This window comes from Pseudomonas sp. xss_4 (assembly GCF_043104125.1).
In the GTDB taxonomy this organism is placed as follows: domain Bacteria; phylum Pseudomonadota; class Gammaproteobacteria; order Pseudomonadales; family Pseudomonadaceae; genus Aquipseudomonas; species Aquipseudomonas parafulva_B.
Genome location: NZ_JBICKJ010000090.1, coordinates 133,157 through 157,863, shown reverse-complemented (window position 1 = coordinate 157,863; position 24,707 = coordinate 133,157). Strand labels below are relative to the sequence as shown.

At 62.1% G+C, this 24,707-nt stretch carries 27 protein-coding genes; 11 read left to right on the top strand and 16 right to left on the bottom strand.

Annotated features, from left to right (window positions below; genetic code table 11):
- Window positions 1–164: 164 nt before the first annotated feature.
- Both ACF8GB_RS19860 and ACF8GB_RS19855 read left to right on the top strand, forming a co-directional pair.
- Window positions 165–377, top strand: coding sequence for a cold-shock protein (locus tag ACF8GB_RS19860; RefSeq protein WP_058637521.1), 213 nt, complete (start codon window positions 165–167; stop codon window positions 375–377).
- A gap of 89 nt (window positions 378–466) precedes the next feature.
- Complete coding sequence (locus ACF8GB_RS19855; RefSeq protein ID WP_058637520.1) at window positions 467–955, top strand: RDD family protein; 489 nt, start codon at window positions 467–469, stop codon at window positions 953–955.
- Window positions 956–1,049: 94 nt separating this feature from the next.
- Here ACF8GB_RS19855 and lptG read toward each other — a convergent pair whose 3' ends face one another.
- Window positions 1,050–2,111, bottom strand: a complete 1,062-nt coding sequence (gene lptG / locus ACF8GB_RS19850; RefSeq protein ID WP_023533306.1) for an LPS export ABC transporter permease LptG — start codon at window positions 2,109–2,111, stop codon at window positions 1,050–1,052.
- On the bottom strand, window positions 2,104–3,219 hold the full coding sequence (gene lptF, locus ACF8GB_RS19845; RefSeq protein WP_058604428.1) for an LPS export ABC transporter permease LptF: 1,116 nt from the start codon (window positions 3,217–3,219) through the stop codon (window positions 2,104–2,106). The genes lptG and lptF overlap by 8 nt, the downstream gene beginning before the upstream one ends.
- Window positions 3,220–3,520: 301 nt before the next feature.
- Here lptF and ACF8GB_RS19840 point away from each other — a divergent pair, with 301 nt between their 5' ends.
- From ACF8GB_RS19840 to rlmF, 5 genes are all read left to right on the top strand, one after another.
- The gene (locus tag ACF8GB_RS19840) at window positions 3,521–5,014 is read left to right on the top strand and encodes a leucyl aminopeptidase (RefSeq protein WP_078479044.1); all 1,494 of its coding nucleotides are present in this window, start codon (window positions 3,521–3,523) and stop codon (window positions 5,012–5,014) included.
- A 48-nt stretch (window positions 5,015–5,062) separates the two neighbouring features.
- Complete coding sequence (locus ACF8GB_RS19835) at window positions 5,063–5,491, top strand: DNA polymerase III subunit chi (protein ID WP_058604426.1); 429 nt, start codon at window positions 5,063–5,065, stop codon at window positions 5,489–5,491.
- Between the two features lie 5 nt (window positions 5,492–5,496).
- Window positions 5,497–5,844 (top strand): DNA polymerase III subunit chi, encoded by a 348-nt coding sequence (locus tag ACF8GB_RS19830; protein WP_197844003.1) that lies wholly within the window; start codon window positions 5,497–5,499, stop codon window positions 5,842–5,844.
- 289 nt (window positions 5,845–6,133) lie between these two features.
- Window positions 6,134–8,980, top strand: coding sequence for a valine--tRNA ligase (locus ACF8GB_RS19825; RefSeq protein WP_196124871.1), 2,847 nt, complete (start codon window positions 6,134–6,136; stop codon window positions 8,978–8,980).
- A gap of 175 nt (window positions 8,981–9,155) precedes the next feature.
- Window positions 9,156–10,109, top strand: a complete 954-nt coding sequence (gene rlmF, locus ACF8GB_RS19820; RefSeq protein WP_058637514.1) for a 23S rRNA (adenine(1618)-N(6))-methyltransferase RlmF — start codon at window positions 9,156–9,158, stop codon at window positions 10,107–10,109.
- A 50-nt stretch (window positions 10,110–10,159) separates the two neighbouring features.
- Here rlmF and ACF8GB_RS19815 read toward each other — a convergent pair whose 3' ends face one another.
- Window positions 10,160–10,441: an HU family DNA-binding protein gene (locus tag ACF8GB_RS19815; protein ID WP_003255106.1), complete on the bottom strand. Its 282-nt coding sequence runs from the start codon at window positions 10,439–10,441 to the stop codon at window positions 10,160–10,162.
- Between the two features lie 371 nt (window positions 10,442–10,812).
- Here ACF8GB_RS19815 and yejK point away from each other — a divergent pair, with 371 nt between their 5' ends.
- Window positions 10,813–11,820 (top strand): nucleoid-associated protein YejK, encoded by a 1,008-nt coding sequence (gene yejK, locus ACF8GB_RS19810; RefSeq protein WP_023533422.1) that lies wholly within the window; start codon window positions 10,813–10,815, stop codon window positions 11,818–11,820.
- On the opposite strand, the gene ACF8GB_RS19805 is transcribed toward yejK, so the two are convergent.
- On the bottom strand, window positions 11,801–12,136 hold the full coding sequence (locus ACF8GB_RS19805; protein WP_230375190.1) for a GIY-YIG nuclease family protein: 336 nt from the start codon (window positions 12,134–12,136) through the stop codon (window positions 11,801–11,803). The genes yejK and ACF8GB_RS19805 overlap by 20 nt on opposite strands.
- Window positions 12,137–12,172: 36 nt before the next feature.
- Between ACF8GB_RS19805 and ACF8GB_RS19800 the strand changes: the two genes are divergently transcribed.
- Complete coding sequence (locus tag ACF8GB_RS19800) at window positions 12,173–13,045, top strand: hypothetical protein (protein WP_058637513.1); 873 nt, start codon at window positions 12,173–12,175, stop codon at window positions 13,043–13,045.
- Here ACF8GB_RS19800 and ACF8GB_RS19795 read toward each other — a convergent pair.
- From ACF8GB_RS19795 to ACF8GB_RS19740, 12 genes are all read right to left on the bottom strand, one after another.
- Window positions 13,024–13,509, bottom strand: a complete 486-nt coding sequence (locus ACF8GB_RS19795) for a nuclear transport factor 2 family protein (protein WP_392527504.1) — start codon at window positions 13,507–13,509, stop codon at window positions 13,024–13,026. The two genes, ACF8GB_RS19800 and ACF8GB_RS19795, sit on opposite strands and share 22 nt — an antisense overlap.
- A gap of 75 nt (window positions 13,510–13,584) precedes the next feature.
- On the bottom strand, window positions 13,585–14,865 hold the full coding sequence (locus ACF8GB_RS19790; RefSeq protein WP_392527503.1) for a CynX/NimT family MFS transporter: 1,281 nt from the start codon (window positions 14,863–14,865) through the stop codon (window positions 13,585–13,587).
- 121 nt (window positions 14,866–14,986) lie between these two features.
- A complete protein-coding gene (gene hisC, locus ACF8GB_RS19785) occupies window positions 14,987–16,033 on the bottom strand; it encodes a histidinol-phosphate transaminase (protein WP_196126881.1) in 1,047 nt (348 codons plus the stop codon).
- A gap of 2 nt (window positions 16,034–16,035) precedes the next feature.
- Window positions 16,036–17,361 carry a histidinol dehydrogenase gene (gene hisD / locus ACF8GB_RS19780; RefSeq protein WP_326383352.1) on the bottom strand — a complete coding sequence of 442 codons (1,326 nt, stop codon included), beginning with the start codon at window positions 17,359–17,361 and terminating at the stop codon, window positions 16,036–16,038.
- Window positions 17,362–17,487: 126 nt separating this feature from the next.
- A complete protein-coding gene (gene hisG, locus ACF8GB_RS19775; protein ID WP_058604418.1) occupies window positions 17,488–18,123 on the bottom strand; it encodes an ATP phosphoribosyltransferase in 636 nt (211 codons plus the stop codon).
- A 121-nt stretch (window positions 18,124–18,244) separates the two neighbouring features.
- Complete coding sequence (murA, locus tag ACF8GB_RS19770; RefSeq protein WP_058604417.1) at window positions 18,245–19,510, bottom strand: UDP-N-acetylglucosamine 1-carboxyvinyltransferase; 1,266 nt, start codon at window positions 19,508–19,510, stop codon at window positions 18,245–18,247.
- Window positions 19,511–19,533: 23 nt separating this feature from the next.
- Complete coding sequence (locus ACF8GB_RS19765) at window positions 19,534–19,773, bottom strand: BolA family protein (protein WP_058637508.1); 240 nt, start codon at window positions 19,771–19,773, stop codon at window positions 19,534–19,536.
- Window positions 19,774–19,890: 117 nt separating this feature from the next.
- Window positions 19,891–20,196 (bottom strand): lipid asymmetry maintenance protein MlaB, encoded by a 306-nt coding sequence (locus tag ACF8GB_RS19760; protein WP_058637507.1) that lies wholly within the window; start codon window positions 20,194–20,196, stop codon window positions 19,891–19,893.
- Entirely contained in the window at window positions 20,193–20,840 is a 648-nt protein-coding gene (locus ACF8GB_RS19755; protein ID WP_058637506.1) for a phospholipid-binding protein MlaC, read from the bottom strand. Before ACF8GB_RS19755 ends, ACF8GB_RS19760 begins: the two co-directional genes overlap by 4 nt.
- A gap of 9 nt (window positions 20,841–20,849) precedes the next feature.
- A complete protein-coding gene (gene mlaD, locus ACF8GB_RS19750) occupies window positions 20,850–21,335 on the bottom strand; it encodes an outer membrane lipid asymmetry maintenance protein MlaD (RefSeq protein ID WP_023533426.1) in 486 nt (161 codons plus the stop codon).
- Window positions 21,335–22,132 carry a lipid asymmetry maintenance ABC transporter permease subunit MlaE gene (gene mlaE, locus ACF8GB_RS19745; protein ID WP_058604415.1) on the bottom strand — a complete coding sequence of 266 codons (798 nt, stop codon included), beginning with the start codon at window positions 22,130–22,132 and terminating at the stop codon, window positions 21,335–21,337. Before mlaE ends, mlaD begins: the two co-directional genes overlap by 1 nt.
- Complete coding sequence (locus ACF8GB_RS19740) at window positions 22,132–22,941, bottom strand: ATP-binding cassette domain-containing protein (RefSeq protein WP_023533446.1); 810 nt, start codon at window positions 22,939–22,941, stop codon at window positions 22,132–22,134. The genes mlaE and ACF8GB_RS19740 overlap by 1 nt, the downstream gene beginning before the upstream one ends.
- A gap of 247 nt (window positions 22,942–23,188) precedes the next feature.
- On the opposite strand from ACF8GB_RS19740, the gene ACF8GB_RS19735 reads away from it, so the two are divergent.
- The gene (locus ACF8GB_RS19735) at window positions 23,189–24,163 is read left to right on the top strand and encodes a KpsF/GutQ family sugar-phosphate isomerase (protein ID WP_058637505.1); all 975 of its coding nucleotides are present in this window, start codon (window positions 23,189–23,191) and stop codon (window positions 24,161–24,163) included.
- Window positions 24,164–24,174: 11 nt separating this feature from the next.
- Window positions 24,175–24,699, top strand: a complete 525-nt coding sequence (locus ACF8GB_RS19730) for an HAD family hydrolase (RefSeq protein WP_027913745.1) — start codon at window positions 24,175–24,177, stop codon at window positions 24,697–24,699.
- Window positions 24,700–24,707: the final 8 nt, after the last annotated feature.

Genomic DNA, 24,707 nt, shown 5'->3' with positions numbered 1-24,707 from the left:
GTTTGCATGGGTCGCAACAGTTCGTGACCTGGGCCAGTAGCCGCAATCTGCTACAACCCGTTCGACGTCTCTTACTTTCCTGCAACCCAGCCCAGTACTCTTTTGCTTGTTTGAAAGCGAAAGAAAACTGTCATCCAAACCTAAGTTTCATAGGAAATAAGACCATGTCTCAGCGTCAGAACGGTACCGTCAAGTGGTTCAATGACGAAAAAGGTTTCGGCTTCATCACCCCAGAAAGCGGTGCTGATCTTTTCGTGCACTTCCGCGCCATCGAAGGCAACGGCTTCAAGAGCCTGAAAGAAGGCCAGAAAGTTACTTTTGAAGCCGTACAAGGCCAGAAAGGTATGCAGGCTGACAAGGTACAGGTAGCTGAATAAGCCTTGTTACCCCCAAAAAAGCCCCTGCTCAGTGCAGGGGCTTTTTTTTGCCCGTAGAATGGCGGCTTTGCGTGATGGAGCTATTCTGCATGTCCAAGCCTGTGCTGCATCCCCAAGGTGATTTCCCTCCGGTCGGCCTCGGCAGGCGTCTGGCTGCGGTGTTCTATGATTTTTTGCTGTGCACGGCCTTGCTGATCGTCACCGCAGGCCTCTACAAGATGGTCCAGATGGCGATCATCGGCCAGCAGCGTATGCGCGAACTCACCGAAGCAGGCGCGCTGGACGGCGACCCTTTGCTGTCCACGGTGCTGCTGTTCGTGCTATTCGGTTTCTTCGCCAAGTTCTGGACCCATGGCGGGCAAACACTAGGCATGCAGGTCTGGGGCGTGCGTGTGCAGAACGCCGATGGCTCGCCCATCACGCTCTGGCAGGCGCTGTTGCGGTTTGTCGTTTCCATCGCCTCGTGGCTATGCCTGGGGCTGGGTTTCTTCTGGGCCCTGGTCGACAAGCGCAAACGCAGCTGGCACGACATCTACTCCGAGAGCCAACTGGTTCGAGTCCCCAAGCCGAAGAAATGAGCGCTCTACTCAAGCGGCAGCGGCCCTGAAACACGAGGGGCCGCTATAGCGGCCCCTAGGGTCAAGCACGCAGCCATGCGGCTGCGCAGCGGGTTTATCCAGCGCGGCGCAACAACCACAAGCCTGCCACAGCACAGATGCCGGCTGGCAGCACCACCGCAAGCAAAGGCGGGAAGCCGAACACCTGGCTGGATGGGCCCAGCAGGTCCTGGGCAATACGGAACACGAAGCCCACCAGCACGCCGGTGAAGACACGCTGGCCAAGCGTCACCGATCGCAGCGGCCCGAAAATGAACGAAATGGCCATGAGTACCAGGGCTGCCGTAATGGCCGGTTGCAGGACCTTGGTCCAGAAGGCCAGCCAGTAGCGGGCGTTGTTCAGCCCTTGGTCGGACAGGTAGTGGATGTAGTCCCACAGGCCGGTGATCGACAGCGATTCAGGCGCCAGCACCACCGTGTTGAGCAACTGCGGCGTGACCGACACATCCCATTGTTCTTCAGGGTTTTGCACGACTTCGGTACGGTCGCCATGGAACAGTGTGGTGCGCACATCGGTCAGCAGCCAGTGATCGTTTTCGTAACGCGCCCGGCGCGCAAAGCTGGAGCTGATGATCTTGCGCTGGTCGTCGAACCGGTAGCGGGTCACACCCAGCAGAAGGCCGTTGGGCTGCACGGAGTTGATGTGCACGAACTCCTCGCCCTGCCGGTGCCACATGCCACGCTTGGAGCTTTGCGCTTCACCGCCACCCTGGGCCAGGGAGCGATCGGCCTGGGCTTTGTTTTCGGTGACCGGTGCCACGTATTCGCCGATCAGCAGACCAACCAGCATCAGCACCAGCATCGGTTTCATCACCGCCCAGACGATACGACCGATCGACACCCCAGCGGCGCGCATGATGGTCAGCTCACTGCTGCTGGCCAGCGTACCCAGGCCGATCAGGCAGCCGATCAGCGCCGCCATCGGCAGCATGTCGTACAGCCGCCGCGGCGCGGTAAGTAGCACATACTTGCCTGCTTCGAGCACCGTGTAGGTATCGCTCAGGTCGCCCATTTCGTCGATGAAGGCAAACAGCGAGGCCAGCCCCAGGATGATGCCCAGCACAGCCAGGATAGCCACCAGCACGCTCTGGCCGATATAACGATCGAGCTTAGCCACGGGCCACCTCCGCACGACGGGCTGCGCGCTTGAGGCGAAGGGGTTCCCAGTACATCAGGCCCAAGCCGATGAGCAGGAACAGCCCATGCACCCACCACATGCCAAGGGCGATGGGCAACTTGCCCTTCTCGAGTGCACCGCGCACGGAAATCAGCATTGTCAGGTACGCCATGTACAGGAGGATGGCTGGCAGCAGCTTGAGGAACCGCCCCTGCCGGGGGTTGGCCCGCGACAGCGGCACGGCAAGCAGGGTCACGATGAACACCAGGATCGGCAGGGACAGGCGCCATTGCAGTTCGGCGCGCTCTCGCAAATCCTGGGCACCGAACAGATCGGTGGTGGGGATCGCCTCGCGCTCGGTGACCTCCTCGCTGACTTCAGGCTTGGGCAACAACACGCCATACGTGTCGTACTTGATGGCGCGGTAGTCGGCCTGGCCTGGGTTGCCGTCGTACCGGTAGCCGTTTTCGAGCACCAGGTAACGGTTGCCGTCAGCCTGGATTTCCTGGTGCCCGCGCTCGGCCACCAGCACCGACGGGGCGCGGTCCTTGGTCTTGTCCTGGTTGAAGCGTTTTTCCGAGATGAACACGCCGCCCAGGTTTACCCGGTCATCGGAAAGCTGCTCGGTGTAGGTCACCCGCGAACCATCGCGCAGGGTCTGGAAGCGGCCCGGCACCAAAGTGTCGAATTCGGTCAGGGCATCCTGCTGGCTGATGATCTTCTGCACCTGGGCCACGCCCAGGGGTGCCAGGCTCAGGCTCAACCAGGCCACCAGCAGCGCCACCAGTGCCGCAGGCGCCATAGTCATGGCCAGCAGGCGCTGCTGGCTCATGCCGGTGGCCGACAGCACGGTCATTTCGCTTTCCAGGTACAGCCGGCCATAGGCCAGCAGAATACCCAGGAACAACCCCAGCGGCAGGATCAGTTGCAGGAAGCCCGGCAGGCGGAACCCCATGATCAGGAACAGGACGCCAGGGTCGAGCACCCCCTGTGCAGCCTGGGCCAGGTATTTGATGAAGCGCCCGCTCATGATGATCACCAGCAGCACGGCGCTGACGGCGCTCAAGGTCACCAGGACCTCGCGGGATAGATAACGAAAGACGATCAAACCAGACACTCCTGGGTTGTCAGCACGGACTGCCAATCGATGGCACCAGACGATGACTTAGTACATCCAAGGCCAATGCTGGTTCGCCCAAGGCGAACCTCCATATAAAGTGCGCGCATTATCCTGTGATTGACCGCGCCTGTCACTTGGCCGCGCATCGCACAGCACGCCGGGGTTGTCAGCACGCCGGCCGCAGGCTCAAACTGGCAGCTTTTCCACTGGCCTGCCACCGCGCAGCCAGTCGCGTTCAAAGCGCCGGCCAGCACGGCGCCACACGTATCGATCATTCGGGGACCCTGAGATGGAACTGGTTGTAAAAAGCGTAGCCGCTGCATCGGTCAAGACCGCAACGCTGGTCATCCCAGTCGGTGAAAAACGTGCCTTGGGCACCGTGGCCCAGGCCGTGGACCTGGCAAGCGAGGGCGCCATCAGCGCTGCGCTCAAGCGTGGCGACCTGGTCGGCAAGCCTGGCCAGACGCTGCTGCTGCACGCCGTTGCGGGCCTGAAGGCCGAGCGTGTGCTGCTGGTGGGTAGCGGCAAGGATGAGGCACTGGGTGATCGCACCTGGCGCAAGCTGGTGGCCAGCGTTGCCGGTGTGCTCAAGGGCCTCAATGGCGCCGACGCCGTTCTGGCACTCGATGACATTGCGCTGAGCAACCGCGATACAGGCTACGGCAAATATCGCCTGCTGGGCGAAACCCTACTCGATGGCGAGTACGTATTCGATCGTTTCAAAAGCCAGAAGGCCGAGCCTCGGGCGCTGAAGAAAGTCACCCTGCTCACCACCAAACTCAACCAGGCCGACGTGGAGCGCGCCGTGCGCCACGCCAGTGCCATTGCCACCGGCATGGCCTATACCCGTGACCTGGGCAACCTGCCTCCCAACCTGTGCCATCCAAGCTACCTGGCCGAGCAGGCCAAGGAGCTGGGCAAGGCGCACAAGGGCCTGAAAGTCGATGTGCTGGACGAGAAGAAGATCAAGGACCTGGGCATGGGCGCGTTCTACGCCGTCGGCCAGGGCAGCGATCAACCTCCGCGTCTGATCGTGCTCAACTACCAAGGCGGCAAGAAAGGTGACAAGCCCTACGTGCTGGTGGGCAAGGGCATCACCTTCGACACCGGCGGCATCAGCCTCAAGCCCGGTGCCGGCATGGACGAGATGAAATACGACATGTGCGGCGCAGCCAGCGTGTTCGGTACCCTGCGTGCGGTGCTGGAACTGCAGCTGCCCATCAACCTGGTGTGCCTGCTCGCCTGTGCCGAGAACATGCCCAGCGGCGGCGCCACTCGCCCCGGTGACATCGTCACCACCATGAGCGGCCAGACCGTGGAGATTCTCAACACCGACGCCGAAGGTCGCCTGGTGCTGTGCGATACCCTCACCTACGCCGAGCGTTTCAAGCCCCAGGCAGTGATCGATATCGCCACGCTCACCGGCGCCTGCATCGTCGCCCTGGGCAGCCACACCAGCGGCCTGATGGGCAACAACGACGAGCTGGTCAGCCAACTGCTCGAGGCGGGCAAGCGCGCCGATGACCGCGCCTGGCAATTGCCGCTGTTCGATGAGTACCAGGAACAACTGGACAGTCCGTTCGCCGACATGGGCAACATTGGCGGGCCGAAAGCCGGCACCATCACCGCCGGTTGCTTCCTGTCGCGATTCGCCAAGGCCTATGACTGGGCGCACCTGGATATCGCCGGTACCGCCTGGATCAGCGGCGGCAAGGACAAGGGTGCCTCCGGTCGGCCGGTGCCCCTGTTGACCCAGTACCTGCTGGACCGTGCCGGCGCCTGACGGCGAGCGCCGGCAGTGCCTCGGGCGCTGCCGGCCAACGGAACCCACATGAGCAAAGTCGACTTCTATATACTGCCCACCGATTCGCTGGAGGCGCGCCTGGATTTCGCCTGCAAGCTGTGCGACAAAGCCTGGCGGCTGGGCCATCGCGTCTACCTGCATTGCCAGGATGACGATCAGCGTGCCGCCTTGGACAAGCGTTTGTGGGCATTCAGGGGCGAAGCCTTCGTGCCCCATGACCTGGCCGAAGACCACGCCGATGCGCGCGTGGCGCTTGGTGTCGGGGATCATGCACAGGGGCACCAGGACTTGTTGATCAACCTGGGCGCCAATGTTCCCGGTTTTGTCAGCCAGTTCGAGCGGGTTGCCGAGATCGTGGTTGAAGAGGCCGCCATCCGCCAATCGGCGCGTGAGCGATTCCGTTTCTACCGTGAACAAGGCTATGCTCTGCAAGACCACCGCTTACAGCGATTTTGATAACGATGGACAAGCACGCTCCCCTGCCCGGCTCCACCCACCTGCTCGACGACCTCGAGTCGATTCGCCAACTGCTTGGCGATGCCGACCTGCAACCGCCTTTGCTCACCGACACGGTGGAACAGGCGCCCTCGCTCGTTGACAGCGCTGCCGCCCCGGCTGTCAGCGACAACCCCCTTGATGACCCGCAAGCACGTCGCCAGGACACCCTGCTGCACCTTGAAAGCGAACTGCGCGCTGCAGCGCAGATGATCATGCAGGATGTGATCAACGACTTTACCCCGCACATCGAAAACGAGATCAAGCGTCGCCTCGATGCGCGCATCGAGCGGTTGATCAAACGTTCGGAGTGAAAGGGCTGCTGAGCACCTGGCCTTTACAACCCCTGCAAGCTACGCCCCTCTGGTAGGAGCGGCCTCGTGCCGCGATGGGCCGCGCAGCGGCCCCATTTTATATGTTGTGATTCAAATACTGGGGCCGCTTCGCGGCCCATCGCGGCACGAGGCCGCTCCAACGCGCCAATCGCTAACGCCAACTGCGATGAAGACCGCTTGGCCACCCAGCAGCCGCTTGTCGCCTGCGCCCTTCGGCTTGGTTATACTTCCCGGCTTTCCCGAATAAATGCACAGGGTCCCGCCGCGCATGGATAAGACCTACCAGCCGCACGCCATCGAAACTTCCTGGTACAACACCTGGGAAGCCGAGAACTATTTCGCCCCACAAGGTGCAGGCGAGTCCTACACCATCATGATCCCGCCGCCAAACGTGACCGGCAGCCTGCACATGGGTCATGGCTTCAACAACGCGATCATGGACGCCCTGATCCGCTTCCGTCGCATGCAGGGTCGCGACACCCTCTGGCAGCCGGGTACCGACCACGCGGGCATCGCCACGCAGATGCTGGTCGAGCGCCAGCTCGAAGCCAAGGGCCTGAACCGTCATGACCTGGGCCGCGAACAGTTCCTGGAAAAAATCTGGGAGTGGAAGGACCAGTCGGGCGGCAACATCAGCCGGCAGATTCGTCGCCTTGGCTCCTCAGTAGACTGGAGCCGCGAGCGCTTCACCATGGACGATGGCCTGTCCGAAGCGGTCAAGGAAGCGTTCGTGCGCCTGCACGAAGACGGCCTGATCTACCGGGGCAAGCGCCTGGTCAACTGGGACACCAAGCTGCACACCGCCATTTCCGACCTGGAAGTGGAAAGCCACGACGAGAAAGGCCACCTGTGGAACCTGCGCTACCCGCTGGCCGACGGTGCCACCACCGCCGAGGGGCTGGATTACCTGGTGGTCGCCACCACGCGTCCGGAAACCCTGCTGGGTGACGCTGCCGTCGCGGTTAACCCCACCGACGAACGCTACCAGGCCCTGATCGGCAAGTTCGTCGAGTTGCCGCTGGTTGGCCGTCGCATCCCCATCGTCGCCGATGACTACTGCGACCCTGAGTTCGGCACCGGTTGCGTCAAGATCACCCCGGCCCACGACTTCAACGACTATGAAGTCGGCAAGCGTCACAACCTGCCGCTGCTGAACATTTTCGACAAGAATGCCGTGGTGCTGCCGGCGGCTCAGGCGTTCAACCTCGATGGTTCGCTCAATGACCAGGTAGACACCGCCCTGCCGTCCCAGTATGCCGGCCTTGATCGCTTCGTTGCACGCAAGCAGATCGTTGCCGACCTGGAAGCCCAGGGCCTGCTGGTCGGCATCGACGACCATGCCTTGAAAGTGCCCAAGGGTGACCGCTCGGGCACCATCATCGAACCGTGGCTGACCGACCAGTGGTACGTTTCCACCAAGCCACTGGCCGAGCCTGCCATTGCTGCGGTCGAAGATGGTCGTATCCAGTTCGTGCCCAAGCAGTACGAGAACATGTACTTCTCCTGGATGCGCGACATCCAGGACTGGTGCATCAGCCGTCAGCTGTGGTGGGGCCATCGTATCCCGGCCTGGTACGACGAGGCGGGCCGGGTCTACGTCGGGCGCAACGAAGAGGAAGTGCGCAGCAAGCACGGCCTCGGCGCGGACGTGAACCTGCGTCAGGATGACGACGTACTCGATACTTGGTTCAGCTCGGGCCTGTGGACCTTCTCGACCCTGGGCTGGCCGGAGCAAACCGAGTTCCTCAAGAAATTCCACTCCACCGATGTACTGGTGACCGGGTTCGACATCATCTTCTTCTGGGTTGCGCGCATGATCATGTTGACCATGCACCTGATCAAGAACGAGGACGGCACGCCCCAGGTTCCGTTCAAGACCGTGTACGTGCACGGCCTGGTGCGTGACGGCCAGGGCCAGAAGATGTCCAAGTCCAAGGGCAACGTGCTGGACCCGCTGGACATCGTCGACGGCATCACCCTCGATGCCCTGCTGGAAAAACGCACCAGCGGCATGATGCAGCCCAAGCTGGCCGAGAAGATCGCCAAGCAGACCAAGGCCGAGTTCCCCGAGGGCATTGCCAGCTACGGCACCGACGCCCTGCGCTTCACGTTCTGCTCCTTGGCCTCGACCGGTCGCGACATCAAGTTCGACATGGGCCGCGTCGAAGGCTACCGCAACTTCTGCAACAAGATCTGGAACGCTGCCCGCTACGTGCTGGACAAGGGTGAGGACTGCGGCCAGAACGGCGAAGCCTACGAGCTGTCGCTGGCCGACCGCTGGATCATCTCGCAGCTGCAGCGCACCGAAGCCGAAGTGACCCGTCAGCTTGAGCAGTTCCGCTTCGACCTGGCCAGCCAGGCGCTGTACGAATTCATCTGGAACCAGTACTGCGACTGGTACCTGGAGCTTTCCAAGCCGGTGTTGTGGGACGAGCAGGCCCCTGTGGAGCGCGCCCGTGGCACGCGCCGTACCTTGGTTCGCGTGCTGGAAGTGGCATTGCGCCTGGCCCACCCGTTCATGCCGTTCATCACCGAAGAGATCTGGCAGCGCATCGCGCCCCTGGCCGGCGTCGAAGGCAAGACCATCATGCTGCAGCCCTGGCCCCAGGCCAATGATGCACGCATCGACGTGGCTGCCGAAGGCGACATCGAGTGGCTCAAGGAGCTGATGGTCGGCTTGCGCAACATTCGCGCCGAAATGAACATCGGCCCCGGCAAGCCCCTGCCGCTGTACCTGAAGAACGCCAGCGCCGACGACCAGCGTCGCCTGCAGGAAAACGAAGCCTTGCTCAAGAAATTGGCCAAGGTCGAATCGTTCACCGTGCTGGGCGACAACGACGAGGCGCCATTGTCCGCCACGGCGTTGGTGGGCGACCTGCAGGTGCTGGTACCGATGGCCGGGCTGATCGACAAAAATGCCGAACTGGCCCGCCTGAACAAGGAAATCCAGCGCCTGCAAGGCGAAGTGGCGCGCGTGGGTGGCAAGCTGTCCAACGCCGCATTCGTCGACAAGGCACCGCCTGCCGTCATCGAGAAGGAACGTGCCAAGCTGGCCGAGTCCGAGCAGGCGTTGGCGAACTTCACCGAGCAGCATGCGCGGATTGCAGCGCTGTAACCTGACAATGCTGACCTGACCAGCGAGGGCTTCGCCCTCGTTTCGCGGCACAAGGCCGCTCCCACAGGAACGGCGCTGCCTTCAAGGAGCCCCACTATCCTGTGGGAGCGGCCTTGTGCCGCGAATGGGCCGCACAGCGGCCCCCTGGCCAGCACATGCAGCACCGGACCCGAGCATGACTCAAAATAAACCCACCCTGCACCCACGCAACCGCCACCAGGGCCGCTACGACTTCCCGAGCCTGATCAAGGCCCACCCTGATCTGGCGCGCTTCACCCTCACCAATCCCCATGGCAAACCCAGCATCGATTTCGCCAACCCCGAAGCCGTGCGAGTGTTCAACCGTGCCCTGCTCAAAGCCCAGTACGGGATCCAGCACTGGGACATCCCGGCCAACTACCTGTGCCCGCCGATCCCCGGTCGCGCCGACTACATTCATGTGGCCGCCGACCTGCTGGCTGCCGACAACGCAGGCCAGCCCCCCAAAGGCGCCCAGGTGCGCGTGCTCGACATCGGCGTGGGTGCCAACTGCATCTACCCGCTGCTGGGCCATAGCGATTACCGCTGGCGCTTCCTGGGCTCGGACATCGATCCCATAGCATTGGCGTCGGCCAGGACGATCCTTCAGGCCAATGGCCTGGACAAGGTCATCAACCTGCGCCAGCAGAGCAACCCTGCGCATATCCTCAGCGGCCTGCTCAAGGACGATGAGCGCTTCGATCTGACCCTGTGCAATCCGCCCTTCCATGCCTCACGCGAGGAAGCCACCCGTGGCAGCCAGCGCAAATGGAAGAACTTGGGCAAGCAGGACCCCAAGCGCAAGCTGCCCGTGCTGAACTTCGGAGGCCAGAACAACGAGCTGTGGTGCGAAGGCGGTGAAATCCGCTTCGTCACCCAATTGATCCACGAGAGCGCGCCCTACGCCAGCCAGACACTGTGGTTCACCAGCCTGGTATCGAAGGCCAGTAACCTGCCGGCGCTGGAGGCCGTCTTGAAAAAGACCGGGGCCGCGGCGGTGCGCGTTGTCGAAATGGGCCAAGGGCAGAAACAAAGCCGCATGCTCGCCTGGAGCTTCCATGACGATGCTGCACGCAAGGCATGGCGCGCCAAGCACATTTCACAGGCATGAAAAAACCGCGCTCGGGCAACCCGAGCGCGGTTAGGTCACCGCATCGACAATTACTTGTTGATGGCGTCGGTCAGCACTTTGGCCGGTACGAACTTGACGACTTTCTTGGCAGCGATTTCGATGGCGGCGCCAGTCGAAGGATTGCGGCCGGTACGGGCAGGACGCTCGGAGACTTTCAGCTTGCCGATGCCTGGCAGGGTGATTTCAGCGCCGTTTTCCAGTTGGTCGGCAACGATCTGGCCCAGTTGCTCCAGAGCGTTCTTGGCGGTGGCTTTAGGCGCTGCGATCGATTCGGCGATGTCGGCAATCAGTTGGTCTTTGGTCAATGCCATGGTGGTGTTCCTTCCCTATCAAATTCGATGGTTATGCAGCGAACGACGACGTTATCGGGCCAGCCCCGACGAGATTGGAGGGCCGCGCCAATTGGGTATGTAGATACGCAAATCAGCGTTTGGTTCGACACGCCGAGCGCGTACTGCAGCAATGCGCCACAACAGGGGCGCAAGACCGCGCAAAACTACCACAGCAGCGGATAAATATCCGCTGCCGCCCCTGATTTAATGCAGGTTTTCAGGCCCTACTGATGAAAACGCCGCGAATCTGTGCAAAAAACCGCCAACCTTCATTTCTGCTACGATCCGGCCACTGAATCACCGAGCGTCTGAGGTAAACTTCAGCGTTTTTGCAGCTGGCCGAGAATCCCATGCCAATCCGACATTGCATCGTTCACCTGATCGACAAAAAGCCCGATGGTAGCCCTGCCGTGCTGCACGCCCGTGACGCCGAGCTGGCAGCCTCCGACGCCATCGAGAATCTGCTCGCTGACCTCAATGACAGCTACAACGCCAAGCAGGGCAAGGCCTGGGGGTTCTTTCACAGCGAGTCCGGTGCCTACCCGCTCAGTGGCTGGTTGAAGCAGTACCTGGACCAGGAGCAGGATTTCACCGCCTTCAGCCGGCTGGCCGTGGAGCACCTGCAAAAGCTGATGGAAGAATCCAACCTGTCCACCGGCGGGCACGTGCTCTTTGCGCACTATCAGCAAGGCATGACCGAGTACCTGGCCATCGCACTGCTGCACCACAGCGAAGGCGTTGCCGTGAACGCCGAACTCGATGTCATGCCTTCGCGGCACCTGGACCTGGGTCAGTTGCACCTGGCGGCGCGCATCAACCTTTCGGAATGGAAGAACAACCAGAACTCCAAGCAGTACATCTCGTTCATCAAGGGCAAGAATGGCAAGAAAGTCTCGGATTACTTCCGTGACTTCATCGGGTGTCAGGAAGGTGTGGACGGGCCGGGCGAGACGCGCACGTTGCTCAAGGCGTTCAGTGACTTCGTGGAAAGCGAGGACCTGCCCGAGGCCTCTGCCCGTGAAAAAACCCAGACGCTGGTGGACTACGCCACCACGCAGACCAAGCTGGGCGAGCCTGTGACGCTCGAAGAACTGTCCAGCCTCATCGATGAAGATCGGCCCAAAGCTTTTTACGACCATATCCGCAACAAGGACTACGGGCTGTCACCGGAGATTCCTGCCGATAAGCGCACCCTCAACCAATTCCGGCGCTTCACCGGCCGTGCCGAAGGGCTGTCGATCAGTTTCGAGGCCCATTTGCTGGGTGACAAGGTGGAGTACGACGAAGCGGCTGGCACCTTGATCATCAAGGGTCTGCCCACAACGCTCGTGGATCAGCTCAAGCGTCGCAAGGACTGACTGCACCGCAGGCAGGTTCGGCGTTGTAGGAGGACACCAGTGCCTCTTTCGCCGACTTGCGCAAGCGCTTGACCAGCCTTTCCTGGCGCAAGGCTTCGCCTTTGTCCGGCCACCGCTCCACGTAGACCAGGGCCTGGGCAGGGCTGGTCTTGAAAAAGCGTGCACCCTGGCCTTTGCAGTGCGCCTCGAAGCGCCGCCGCGGGTCATCGCTGATGCCACAGTAAAGCGCGCCATTGGCCGCCCTGACCAGGTACACATACCAAGGTTTTATTACCTGATCCGGCACGTTTTCACTCACCACAACGGCTGTGTCCATCATTAACTTCATGAGCCCACTCGACGAGGGCTCACCATGCTCCATTCACAGATTCGTTCACTGCTGGCCACTGCGCTACTCGCTGCAACCGCCAGCGCACAGGCTTCGATTGGCGCCCAGACCGCCGCCCGCATGCAGGAAAACTATAACGCCATCCCCACCCAGTGCGAGGGCAATGCCGTGCCGGCCCATGCCTGCTCCGGCGTCTTGCTGAGATCCACGCTTCCATCCCCGCACTATCACACCTGGCATCATAGCCAGAACAGCAAGGACAAAGGTGGTGTTTCGTTTTCCTACCTGCGCAGTGACTTGCCGACCACTGGCCTGCCCGCCGATGGTCGCAGTGGCTTCACCTTGTATCCGCTGTTGCAGCGACCCGCCGGCTCCCTGCGCTATGAAATGCTCTGCGCATGGCCCACCGACGGCGACACATGGGAACGAGACAACCGGGGATGCGGTGACAATCGACAGACACCCGAACGTGAAGCGGCCTGCCATGAGCAAGGCGTGCATACGGCCGAAGACTGGATCGCACGCTTCAGGCTGACCGGCGACTATAAGCGTCAATGCGCCTTCGACATACGCCGGGCGCGCGTACCGGAACGTGCACAAGCCTTCCACCAGACCCTGCGCGCGCAACGCCTGTTTGCTGACGAGCTGCCCTTTGTCTGGAACGAGATAGTGATCGGCGCTTGGGATGAAGCCCACGCGAGCGAGCTGCCCATCCAGTCATTCTTCTACATCGACGGGGAGTACGGTGCCCTGGAGCAAGCTCAAGCTGATCAAAAAGACTGGCACCGCACCCATGGCGGCTTCATACCCGTGATCAAGATACGGCTACCCTGGCAGGCCGGCGAGCGTGCCACGTTCACCTATCACGAGCCTGATCAGGCGGTCGCCGCCCCTTGAGCGTGCTGGTACGCGCGCAAGCCCTTGAATGCCTGGTGGCGTACTTTCGCTTGCAGCCAGGGTGTCCAGCCCAGCAGCAGCCCTGGCGCACCCAAGGCCTGGCGGGACCAGGCCCACAGGTCGAAGTTGTCTTCATGCCGGAGTATCAGCCCATCGCGGATTTCAAAACGTGCCTGGATGGTGTTGACCACGCCTCGTCCGGTCTGGGCGAAAACGTAAGTGGCAATCCATTGCGCCGAACCACCGCGCTCATCGGCACGCACGTTGTCGTAGCGCAGGGAGAAATCCTTGGCGCGCCGGGTCAGCATCCGCCACATGTCGCCGGCGTCCTTGCCACGCAGCGTGCCGAAGACCGGATCACTGAACACCACGTCATCGCTGTAACAGGCGGCCATGGCCTGGGCATCAAGCCGCTGGAAAGCCTGGTAGAAACGGGTGATCAACTCGCGGTTGGCATCGCTCATCAAAGGGGCTTCCTGAGGGTGAAAACCGCACGATAATCTGCCTCGCCGGGTTACGCCAGTACCACCGCGAAGCTATCAGACCTTCTCGCTGGTAACCTGCACATGCAACGCGCGCCCGGCCCCCAGGCCGAACACGATGGCCCCCGCACCGAGCACGGCAAACACCCAACCCAAAGCATTCCAGCCTCCGGTCAGGTCATGCACCAGGCCCACGGCGAACGGGCCCATCGACGCCAGCGTGTAGCCAACGCCCTGAGCCATGCTGGAGAGGTTTGCCGCCACATGCGCATCCCTTGAGCGCAGCACGATCAAGGTCAGTGCCAGGGCAAAGGTGCCGCCCTGGCCCAGGCCCAACAGCACTGCCCAGCCCCACAGCCCCGACAAGGGCGCGTAAAGGCAGCCGAACAGCCCGCACAGGGTCACCAGCATGACCACCACGATCGCCAGGCGCTGATCACGCCCACGGGTGGCCAGCCAAGGTGCCGCAAGCGAGCTGACCAGCTGCATGATCACCGACCCCGACAGCACCAGGCCCGCCTGGGTTGGACTGAGGCCGCGGCCAATCAGAATCGAGGGCAGCCAGCCGAAGACAATGTAGGCGAGCGAGGACTGCAGCCCCATGTACAGGGTGACCTGCCATGCCAGCGGATCACGCCAAAGGCCACGCACGCGATAGGCGACCTTGTGCACGCCATGACCGTTGCGCGCCTGCGGCAGCCATACCAGCATGGCCAGCACGGCCGGTAGCATCCAGAACCCCAGTGCCGGGGCCCAGTTGTCGCCCAAAGCGTGCGCCAACGGCACGGTCGCTCCCGCCGCCACCGCCGCCCCCAGGCACAGCGCCATGGTATAGACGCCGGTCAGCGTGCCGGCATGCTGTGGAAAGTCGCGCTTGACGATACCCGGCAGCAGTACACCGATGATGCCGATACTGGCACCGGCCACCAGGCTGCCCAGAAACAGACCTGTCGTGCTCAGGACACTGCGCAGTACGATGCCCAGCGCCAAGGTCGCCAGAATGCCCAGCACCACCCGTTCGCTGCCCAGACGGCGCGCCAGCATGGGCGCGAGCGGCGCGAACAAGCCCAGGCACAGCACCGGCAATGTCGTCAGCAGGCCTGCCTGAGCTGCGCTGAGCCCCAGCCCGTCGGAAACCTGCCCCAGCACCGGCGCCATGCTCGACAACGAAGGGCGCAGGTTCAAGGCCACCAGTACCAGGCCGAGTAACAACAGCCAGGGCTTGTGCCTGATCGGCGGCTGGCGCTGTACCTGCTCGTCGTCCGCCTCGGCGTCGATGAGCAACGGGTCGCGGTCAGGATCCACTGCGGGGGTTTTGGGCGTTCTAGGTTCAGGCATTGGTAACTCGTGTCAGAAGGCGAGCAGGATCAGGTGCGTCGCCTGGTCCGCACTCGTGGTTCGATAACCTTGAAAAAGACATTCGCCATGACCCTTGCAGGACATGGCGAACGCAACGGCGTCAGACCAGTGCGTCGAGCAACGCCTGATTCATTTCAGGAGTGCCAATGGTGATGCGCAGGAACTGATCGATCCGCGCCTGCTTGAAGTGACGTACGATCACCCCTTGCTCGCGCAGCCGGGCCGCGAGGGCGGCGGCATCGTGTTGGGGATGGCGGGCGAAGACGAAGTTGGCTGCCGATGGCAGCACCTCGAAGCCACGCGCTTGCAACTCGCCCACCAGCGCTTCGCGACTGTCGATCACTTTCTGGCAGGTCTGCTGGAAATAAGCGCGATCGGCGAATGCCGCTGCCGCACCGACGATGGCGGCGCGGTCCAGCGGGTAGGAGTTGAAACTGTTCTTGATCCGCTCCAGCGCCTCGATCAGGTCCGGATGACCTACCGCCAGGCCCACCCGCAGGCCGGCCAGGGAGCGCGATTTCGACAGGGTCTGGGTGACCAGCAAATTGTCGTAACGGCCTACCAGGCTGATCGCCGTCTGACCGCCGAAATCGATATAGGCCTCATCGACGACCACCACCGAATCCGGGTTCTGCTGCAACAGCTGCTCGATGGCCTGCAACGGCATCAGGCAGCCAGTCGGCGCATTGGGATTGGGGAAAATGATGCCGGCATTGGGCTTGCGGTAATCCTCGACGCGAATCTGGAACTGCTCGTCCAGAGGCACCTGCTCGTAGGCAATACCGTACAGCCCGCAATACACTGGATAGAAGCTGTAGCTGATGTCTGGGAACAGCAGAGGTGCATCGTGCTGGAACAGGCCATGGAAGATGTGCGCCAGCACCTCGTCCGAGCCGTTGCCGACAAACACCTGGGCAGCGGTGATGCCGTAGTAGTCCGCTACCGCCTGCTTCAGGTGATCGCCATTGGGATCAGGGTAAAGGCGCAGGCTGTCGTTGATTTCACCGCGCATGGCTTCGAGCGCCTTGGGCGACGGGCCATAGGGGTTCTCGTTGGTGTTCAGCTTGACCAGGCGGGCAAGCTTGGGTTGCTCACCAGGGACATAGGGCACCAGCGCCTTGACGAAAGGGCTCCAGAATCGACTCATGTTCAGTTCCCCTTCTCGGTAGTCAGAATGCGGTATTCGGCGCTGCGCGCGTGAGCGGTCAGCGACTCGCCGCGGGCCAGCACGGAGGCCGTGCGCCCCAGTTCGGACGCGCCCTGCTCCGAACAGAAGATGATCGATGAACGTTTCTGGAAGTCATAGACCCCCAGCGGCGACGAGAAGCGTGCAGTGCCGGAGGTGGGCAATACATGGTTCGGGCCCGCGCAGTAGTCACCCAGCGCCTCGCTGGTGTGACGCCCCATGAAGATGGCGCCGGCATGACGGATGTGCGGCAGCCACGCCTGTGGATTTGCCACTGACAACTCGAGGTGCTCAGGCGCGATACGGTTAGCCACCTCGATGGCCTGCTGCATGTCGCGCACCTGGATCAATGCACCCCGCCCATTGACCGACTTCTCGATGATGTCGGCCCGCTCCATGGTCGGCAGCAGCTTGTCGATGCTCGCCGCGACGCGGTCGAGGAAAGCGGCGTCCGGGCTTACCAGGATGGCCTGGGCGTCCTCGTCGTGCTCGGCCTGGGAGAACAGGTCCATGGCGATCCAGTCAGGATCGGTCTGGCCGTCACACACCACCAGGATCTCGGAGGGGCCGGCGATCATGTCGATCCCGACCTGCCCGAACACATGACGCTTGGCCGTGGCGACATAGATGTTGCCTGGGCCGACGATCTTGTCGACCTTGGGTACGCTGGCAGTGCCATAGGCCAGGGCAGCCACCGCCTGGGCGCCACCGACGGTGAACACTCGATCGACACCGGCGATACAGGCCGCGGCCAGCACCAGTTCGTTGACCTCGCCACGCGGTGTGGGCACCACCATGACCACCTCGCCCACACCCGCCACCTTGGCTGGAATGGCGTTCATCAGCACGGATGAGGGGTAGGACGCCTTGCCGCCAGGTACGTACAACCCGGCGCGATCCAGCGGGGTGACCTTCTGGCCCAGCACCGTGCCATCGGCTTCGGTGTACTGCCAGGAGTCCTGTTTTTGCCGCTCGTGGTAAAGGCACACGCGCTGGGCGGCTTTTTCAAGGGCCGCACGCTGGGTGTCGGTGATGCGGGTCAGTGCGAGCTCAAGCCGCTGACGATCGAGGATCAAGTCCTGGATGGAGTCGGCTTGCAGGCCATCGAAGCGCTGGGTGAACTCTACCAGGGCGTCGTCGCCGCGCTCGCGCACAGCCTTGATGATGTCGAGCACGCGCTGGTTGACCGCCTCATCGGACACACTCTCCCAGCTCAGCAGATGATCCAGATGTCGGGCGAAGTCCGGGTCAGCAGCGTTGAGACGGGCAATTGCAGTGGACACGGTCATGGCGAGGGCCTCGGTTGATAGCGAATGCTCAGGCGCCCTAGGCTACCAGTCCATCCGCGCGGGCACCTGAGAAAAGTGGCTATGACGCGGATAGACGGGCGCGACAGCGAAGGTCGCGCGCAGAAGTCAACCGCGGTGTCGCGATTCGACCGCTTTGCGCAGGGTGTCGATCAGGCTTTGGATACGGGCGTGCTGCATTTTCATGGAGGCCTTGTTGACCACCAGGCGGGAACTGATGTCGGCGATCATCTCCTGGGGTTCCAGGCCGTTGGCACGCAAGGTGTTACCGGTATCGACCACGTCGATGATCTTGTCGGCCAGGTTGATCAGCGGCGCCAGCTCCATGGAACCGTACAGCTTGATGATGTCGACTTGGCGGCCTTGCTCGGCATAGTAACGCTTGGCCACGTTGACGAACTTGGTGGCCACCCGCAGACGCCCCTTGGGCTCTGGCGCACCGACCACCCCGGCCGTCATCAGCTTGCAGCGGGCAATCTGCAGGTCCAGCGGTTCGTAGAGACCTTGGCCGCCGTACTCCATCAGCACGTCCTTGCCAGCCACGCCCAGGTCGGCGGCGCCATGCTCGACATAGGTCGGCACGTCGGTGGCACGCACGATCAGCAAGCGCACGTCGTCCTGCGTGGTGGGAATGATCAGCTTGCGGCTCTTGTCCGGGTTCTCGGTGGGTGCGATACCGGCTTCGGCCAGCAACGGCAGGGTATCGTCGAGAATTCGGCCTTTGGAAAGCGCGATGGTCAGCATTGGAACGTCAGTCCTTAAGCGGCTACTGCTGGCCAGGTCAACGACCTGGCGGCATTCAATTCATGAGGCGCAGGCAGGGCAAGCGAGGCTGCAAGCCTTCCTACACTGCGCCAACGGGCTCCTAGCCCGGAACGCGACGGATCTTCGCGCCCAGCATCTGCAGTTTTTCCTCGATGCACTCGTAACCACGGTCGATGTGGTAGATGCGATCGATCAGGGTGTCGCCCTCGGCAACCAGGGCCGACAGTACCAGACTGGCCGATGCGCGCAAGTCGGTGGCCATGACCGGGGCGCCCTTGAGCGCATTGACGCCAGTGACGATAGCCGTGTTGCCCTCGACCTGGATCTGCGCGCCCATACGGTGCATTTCATACACGTGCATGAAGCGGTTTTCAAAGATTGTCTCGATGACAGCGCCAGTGCCTTCGGCGATGGCGTTGAGCGAGATGAACTGCGCCTGCATGTCGGTCGGGAACGCAGGATAGGGCGCGGTACGCAGGTTGACAGCCTTGGGCCGCTTGCCGTGCATGTCCAGCTCGATCCAGTCCGCGCCGGTGTTGATATCGGCACCGGCTTCCTTGAGTTTTTCCAGTACGGCTTCAAGGATGGTTGGATCGGTGTCCTTGACCTTGACGCGGCCACCGGTCACGGCAGCGGCGACCAGGTAGGTACCGGTCTCGATACGGTCGGGCATGACCCGGTAGTTGGCCGAACCCAAACGCTCCACGCCATCGATGGTGATGGTGTCGGTGCCCGCGCCCTGCACGTTACCGCCCATGGCATTGATGAAGTTGGCCAAGTCGACCACTTCAGGCTCGCGCGCGGCGTTCTGCAACACGCTGCGGCCTTTGGCCAGGGCTGCGGCCATCATGATGTTCTCGGTGCCGGTCACGCTGACGGTATCGAAGAAGAAGTGCGCACCACGCAGCCCGCCTTCAGGCGCCTTGGCCTTGATGTAGCCGGCCTCGACTTCGATCGTTGCCCCCATGGCCTCCAGGCCGCGGATGTGCAGGTCGACCGGGCGTGAGCCAATGGCGCAACCGCCGGGCAAGGCCACTTCGGCTTCACCGAAGCGGGCGACCATGGGGCCGAGCACCAGGATCGAGGCACGCATGGTCTTGACCAGTTCATACGGCGCGACCAGGGTCTTGATGCTGCGCGGGTCGATTTCCACAGCCAGCTTTTCGTCGATCACAGGCTCGATGCCCATGCGCCCGAACAGCTCGATCATGGTAGTGATGTCGTGCAGGTGCGGCAGGTTGCCTACGGTGACCGGGCCATCGGCCAGCAAGGTGGCGGCCAGGATCGGCAGGGCGGCGTTTTTCGCACCCGAAATGCGGATCTCGCCGTCAAGACGAGCGCCACCAGTGATAATCAGTTTGTCCATTTGGAATCTCGCCGCCTTGTGGCTCAGGTGCGCTCAGCCCAAGCTGCGCTGCTGAAAAATTTCATGGTTACCGCATGAATGCTGCCATCGGCGATCCATGGATTGAGGTGGGCGTAGATCGCCTGCTGACGCTTGACCGGGCTAAGGCCAGCCAGCTCGTCGCTGATCACGTTCAACTGGAAGTTGCAGCCTTCGCCTTCAACTTCGACCCGGGAACCCGGCAATTTTTCTTCAAGGAAGCTTTTAACTTCTAGGGCCTGCATGCTCAACCTCAATCGGCGCCCGATGCGCACGGGTCGGCCATCATACAAAAAAGCCCCTCGCCTGCGAAGCCCAACGAAGGGGTTCACTGACCGAGGGGCGATTCTACCGCTAGCGCTTCAGCTCGCCAGCACCTCGTCGAGGTCATAAACCTGGGCGATGTCGCGCATGTCATCAGGCATGCCACGCACCTGGCAACGCTTGCCAGCGGCCTGGGCGTCGCGCAGGAAAGCCAGTAACAGCGACAGACCCACGCTCGTGGAGCGCTCCACAGCCGTGCAGTCGATGATCAACTGCGCGTCACCGCTGGCCTTGATCAGCGCCTGGCCCTGCTTGCGCAGCGCAGGGCCACTGCGGTAGTCCAGCACGCCGGCCAGGCGCAGTACGCCAGGCTCGGTCATGCTTGCGGTGGCGGCCTGGCTCATTTGACAGCCTTTTCCGGCGAGCTGTCGGCGCTCTGCTTGGCCTTGGCCACTTCACCGGCCCAGCCGTCGATGGTCTTGTCCAAGTCGTTGCCGTTGCGCTGCATGGCATCGGCGAACTGGTCACGGAACAGCTTGCCGATGTTGATGCCGTTGACAATCACATTGCGGACCTTCCACTCGCCAGCGATGTTCTGCAACGTGTACTGCACCGGGTATACCGCGCCGTTGTTGCCGGTGACCTTCATGCCAACACTGGCACGCTTGCCATCATCGGCCTTGGTCGGGTCGACCACGATTCCTTCGTTGTTGTATTCGAGCAGGGCATTGCCGTAGAACTGCAGCAGGCTGCGCTTGAAGTTTTCCTGGAAACGCTGCATCTGCTCAGGCGTGGCCTTGCGCGAATACTTGACGGTCATGATGCTCCTGGAGATACCGTCGGCATCGACCACCGGACCGAGAATCCGATTGAGCGACTCGTAGAACGCATTGGGGTTGGCCTTGTACTGCTGCTTGTTGGCCTTCAGATCAGTCAACAGCTCGTTGGTGGTGCTCTGGATTACATCGTGGGGCGATTGTGCCGCCACGGCCAGCAAGGGGAAAGCCGCCAGCAGAACCAGCAGGCCACGTCGCAGAATCGATATCATGGAAACTCCTCAGTTGTCCGGTTGCGCGTCTCTGGGTTCCTTGCCAACGGAGTTGAGCAGGAACTTGCCAATCAGGTCTTCGAGTACCAGCGACGACTGGGTGTCGTGAATGGTCGCACCCTCCTTGAGTACGTCTTCCTCACCGCCCACGCTGATACCGATGTATTTCTCGCCAAGCAGCCCGGCCGTCAGGATCGACGCCGTGGAGTCGGTCGGCAGGTTATCCACCGACTTGTCCAGTTGCAGCGTCACCCGACCGGTGTACGAATCACGGTCCAGGTCGATGGCGGTGACCTTGCCGATGGTAACCCCGGCCATGGTCACCTTGGCTCTGACAGTCAAACCGGCGATGTTGTCGAAGTAGGCATAGACTTTGTACGTATCGGTGGCCGGGCTGGCCGATAGGCCACTGACACGCAGGGCCAGCATCAGCAACGCCAGAATGCCGGCCAGGAGGAACAGGCCGACACCGATTTCCAGGGTGCGGTTTTGCATCAGAAATCTCCAAACATCAAAGCGGTCAGAATAAAGTCCAGACCCAGTACAGCCAGCGAGGCATAGACCACGGTCTTGGTAGTGGCACGGCTGATCCCTTCAGAAGTGGGCTCGCAGTCGTACCCTTGGAACACGGCAATCCAGGTAGTAACGAAGGCGAACACCAGGCTCTTGATAAGCCCGTTGAGCACATCGTCGGTGAAGGAGACACTGTTCTGCATGTTGGCCCAGAAAGACCCCTCGTAGACGCCCAGCCAGTCGACCGCCACCCACGAGCCACCCCAGATACCGACCACGCTGAAGATCAGCGCCAGCAACGGCAGCGAGATGAACCCTGCCCATAGGCGCGGCGCAACAATGTATTTGAGGGGGTCGACGCCGATCATCTCGAGGCTGGAAAGCTGCTCGGTCGACTTCATGTTGCCGATCTCGGCCGTCAGAGCAGAACCGGCCCGGCCTGCGAACAGCAAGGCGGTAACGACCGGGCCCAGTTCGCGCAGCAGGGTCAGGGCGACCATCTGCCCTACTGCCTGCTCGGAGCCGTACTTTGTAAGGATGCTGTAGCCCTGCAGGGCCAGCACCATGCCGATGAACATGCCCGAGACCACCACGATGGCCAAGGACAGCACACCCACCGAATACAGTTGGCGAGTGAGCAACTGAAAGCCGCCGCCGATGCCGCCGCGCCCAACCAGCGCATGGAACAGAAACAGGCAGGACCGCCCCAGCACCGCCAGCACGTCAATGGCCGAGCGCCCCAGCAGGCGCACACGTTCAAGAATGGATTTCTGACGCATCAGCGCGCCCCCAGCAGGTCGGCGCGGTAATCGGGCGCAGGGAAGTGGAACGGCACGGGGCCATCGGGATCGCCTTTCATGAACTGGCGAATGCGCGGGTTATCCGAACCCATCAATTCGTCCGGGGTACCTTGCCCCAGCACCTGGCCATCGCCCACCACATAGATGTAGTCGGCGATGCTGGCAGTTTCTGCCAGGTCATGGGACACCACGATGCTGGTAATGCCCAGGGCATCGTTGAGCAGGCGGATCAGGCGCACCAGCACGCCCATGGCGATCGGGTCCTGGCCCACGAAGGGCTCGTCGTACATGAGGATCTGCGGGTCCAGTGCGATGGCCCGGGCCAGGGCCACGCGCCGCTTCATGCCGCCGGACAGTTCGTCCGGCATCAGGTCGATGGCGCCGCGCAAGCCTACTGCCTGCAGTTTCATCAGCACGATGTCGCGAATCATCTCGTCTGGCAGTTGGGTGTGCACGCGCAGGGGGAACGCCACGTTCTCGAAGACATCGAGGTCGGTGAACAGGGCGCCGCTCTGGAACAGCACGCCCATCTGCTTGCGTGCATCGAACAGGTCACTGCGTGAAAGCGCCGGCAGGTTCTGCCCGGCCACCCACACTTCCCCGCTTGCAGGGCGCAGTTGCGCACCCATCAGACGAAGCAACGTGGTCTTGCCGCAACCCGATGGCCCCATGATGCCGGTGACCTTGCCGCGTGGGATACGGATGTCGACATTGTTGAAAATGCTGCGTGAACCGCGTTTGAAGGTAACCCCCTTCAACTCGACCGCGCAGGCGCTATCCACACTCATCTAGACTCCTTGCTAGTGCAGCCCTGTCCTAGTGGACGTCAGCCTTCATCGGGAAGGCACACGCCCCGGGCCAGGCCGAATAGCCGCGAACTATAACACCGCTCTGAACGCCGCCCCAAGGCCGTACCGTCCGCTGTTCAGCTAGTCGACAGCGTTTGGGGATATTGCCTACGACAATCGAAAGCGTGAGGGTTTCAATCATTACCGCTATAATCGCCGCCTTTTTATCAGACACTGCTTTTTCGACATGAGCCAATCCAGCGAGCTGATCCAATCCGCCCAGCGCACCCTGCGCCTGGAACTCGAGGCCGTCACGGCCCTGATCGAGCGTATCGGCGACGACTTCGTCAAGGCCTGCGAGCTGATCCTGGCCAGCAAGGGCCGGGTCGTGGTGGTCGGCATGGGCAAGTCCGGGCATATCGGCAACAAGATCGCCGCCACCCTGGCCAGCACCGGCACGCCAGCCTTCTTCGTGCACCCGGCCGAAGCCAGTCACGGCGACATGGGCATGATCACCCGCGACGACGTGATTCTCGCGCTGTCGAACTCCGGCAGCACTGCCGAAATCATCACCTTGCTACCACTGATCAAGCGCCTGGGCATCAAGCTGGTGAGCCTGACCGGCAACCCGGCCTCTTCCCTGGCCCAGGCCGCCGACGTCAACCTTGACGCCAGCGTCGCCCAGGAAGCCTGCCCGCTGAACCTGGCACCCACATCCTCTACTACCGCCTCGCTGGTACTGGGGGATGCCCTTGCCATCGCCCTGCTCGAAGCACGCGGGTTCACGGCCGAAGACTTTGCTTTCTCGCACCCCGGCGGTGCACTTGGACGCAGGCTGCTGCTAAAGGTCGAGAACGTGATGCATGCCGGCGACGACCTGCCCAGGGTCACGCGCGGCACGCTGCTCAAGGACGCCCTGCTCGAGATGTCCCGCAAAGGCCTGGGCATGACCGTGATCATCGAAAACGATGGCACCCTGGCCGGCGTCTTCACCGACGGCGACCTGCGCCGCAGCCTGGACCGCAACATCGACGTGCGCACCGCCTTGATCGAGGAGGTGATGACCGTACACGGCAAAACCGCCCGGGCTGAAATGCTGGCTGCCGAGGCATTGAAAATCATGGAAGACAACAAGATTGGCGCCCTGGTGGTGGTGGACGCCCACGACCGCCCCACCGGCGCCCTGAACATGCACGATCTGCTGCGCGCTGGCGTACTGTGAGGAGCTCCACGATGAATCAGGATCTGATGCAACGCGCCAAGGCCATCAAACTGGCGGTCTTCGACGTCGATGGCGTGCTCACCGATGGGCGACTCTATTTTCTTGAGGACGGCAGCGAGTTCAAGACCTTCAATACCCTCGACGGGCATGGCATCAAGATGCTGATGGCGTCAGGCGTCACCACCGCGATCATCAGCGGACGCAAGACACCGGTCGTCGAGCGCAGGGCGAAGAACCTGGGTATCGCGCATCTGTATCAGGGGCGCGAGGACAAACTCGTGGTGCTCGACGGCCTGCTCGCCGAGCTGGGCCTGAGCTATGATCAGGTGGCCTACCTTGGCGACGACCTGCCGGACTTGCCGGTCATTCGTCGCGTGGCACTGGGCATGGCCGTGGCCAATGCGGCGCCGTTCGTGCGCGAACACGCTCATGGCGTGACCCAGGCCCGCGGGGGCGAAGGTGCCGCGCGCGAATTCTGCGAACTCATCATGCAGGCCCAGGGCACCCTGGATGCTGCCAACGCCAACTACCTTTAAGGTTGCCC

Coding starts and splice junctions, on each gene's coding strand:
- ACF8GB_RS19740 (WP_023533446.1), bottom strand. CDS start 22,941: ATGAGTGTGGATAGCGCCTGCGCGGTCGAGTTGAAGGGGGTTACCTTC.
- hisC (WP_196126881.1), bottom strand. CDS start 16,033: ATGAGTCGATTCTGGAGCCCTTTCGTCAAGGCGCTGGTGCCCTATGTC.
- ACF8GB_RS19795 (WP_392527504.1), bottom strand. CDS start 13,509: ATGAGCGATGCCAACCGCGAGTTGATCACCCGTTTCTACCAGGCTTTC.
- ACF8GB_RS19730 (WP_027913745.1), top strand. CDS start 24,175: ATGAATCAGGATCTGATGCAACGCGCCAAGGCCATCAAACTGGCGGTC.
- ACF8GB_RS19805 (WP_230375190.1), bottom strand. CDS start 12,136: ATGGACACAGCCGTTGTGGTGAGTGAAAACGTGCCGGATCAGGTAATA.
- ACF8GB_RS19755 (WP_058637506.1), bottom strand. CDS start 20,840: ATGATATCGATTCTGCGACGTGGCCTGCTGGTTCTGCTGGCGGCTTTC.
- murA (WP_058604417.1), bottom strand. CDS start 19,510: ATGGACAAACTGATTATCACTGGTGGCGCTCGTCTTGACGGCGAGATC.
- ACF8GB_RS19735 (WP_058637505.1), top strand. CDS start 23,189: ATGAGCCAATCCAGCGAGCTGATCCAATCCGCCCAGCGCACCCTGCGC.
- ACF8GB_RS19760 (WP_058637507.1), bottom strand. CDS start 20,196: ATGAGCCAGGCCGCCACCGCAAGCATGACCGAGCCTGGCGTACTGCGC.
- ACF8GB_RS19790 (WP_392527503.1), bottom strand. CDS start 14,865: ATGCCTGAACCTAGAACGCCCAAAACCCCCGCAGTGGATCCTGACCGC.
- hisG (WP_058604418.1), bottom strand. CDS start 18,123: ATGCTGACCATCGCGCTTTCCAAAGGCCGAATTCTCGACGATACCCTG.
- ACF8GB_RS19840 (WP_078479044.1), top strand. CDS start 3,521: ATGGAACTGGTTGTAAAAAGCGTAGCCGCTGCATCGGTCAAGACCGCA.
- ACF8GB_RS19855 (WP_058637520.1), top strand. CDS start 467: ATGTCCAAGCCTGTGCTGCATCCCCAAGGTGATTTCCCTCCGGTCGGC.
- mlaD (WP_023533426.1), bottom strand. CDS start 21,335: ATGCAAAACCGCACCCTGGAAATCGGTGTCGGCCTGTTCCTCCTGGCC.
- hisD (WP_326383352.1), bottom strand. CDS start 17,361: ATGACCGTGTCCACTGCAATTGCCCGTCTCAACGCTGCTGACCCGGAC.
- ACF8GB_RS19830 (WP_197844003.1), top strand. CDS start 5,497: ATGGACAAGCACGCTCCCCTGCCCGGCTCCACCCACCTGCTCGACGAC.
- ACF8GB_RS19835 (WP_058604426.1), top strand. CDS start 5,063: ATGAGCAAAGTCGACTTCTATATACTGCCCACCGATTCGCTGGAGGCG.
- ACF8GB_RS19825 (WP_196124871.1), top strand. CDS start 6,134: ATGGATAAGACCTACCAGCCGCACGCCATCGAAACTTCCTGGTACAAC.
- mlaE (WP_058604415.1), bottom strand. CDS start 22,132: ATGCGTCAGAAATCCATTCTTGAACGTGTGCGCCTGCTGGGGCGCTCG.
- ACF8GB_RS19765 (WP_058637508.1), bottom strand. CDS start 19,773: ATGCAGGCCCTAGAAGTTAAAAGCTTCCTTGAAGAAAAATTGCCGGGT.
- ACF8GB_RS19815 (WP_003255106.1), bottom strand. CDS start 10,441: ATGGCATTGACCAAAGACCAACTGATTGCCGACATCGCCGAATCGATC.
- ACF8GB_RS19800 (WP_058637513.1), top strand. CDS start 12,173: ATGCTCCATTCACAGATTCGTTCACTGCTGGCCACTGCGCTACTCGCT.
- ACF8GB_RS19860 (WP_058637521.1), top strand. CDS start 165: ATGTCTCAGCGTCAGAACGGTACCGTCAAGTGGTTCAATGACGAAAAA.
- rlmF (WP_058637514.1), top strand. CDS start 9,156: ATGACTCAAAATAAACCCACCCTGCACCCACGCAACCGCCACCAGGGC.
- yejK (WP_023533422.1), top strand. CDS start 10,813: ATGCCAATCCGACATTGCATCGTTCACCTGATCGACAAAAAGCCCGAT.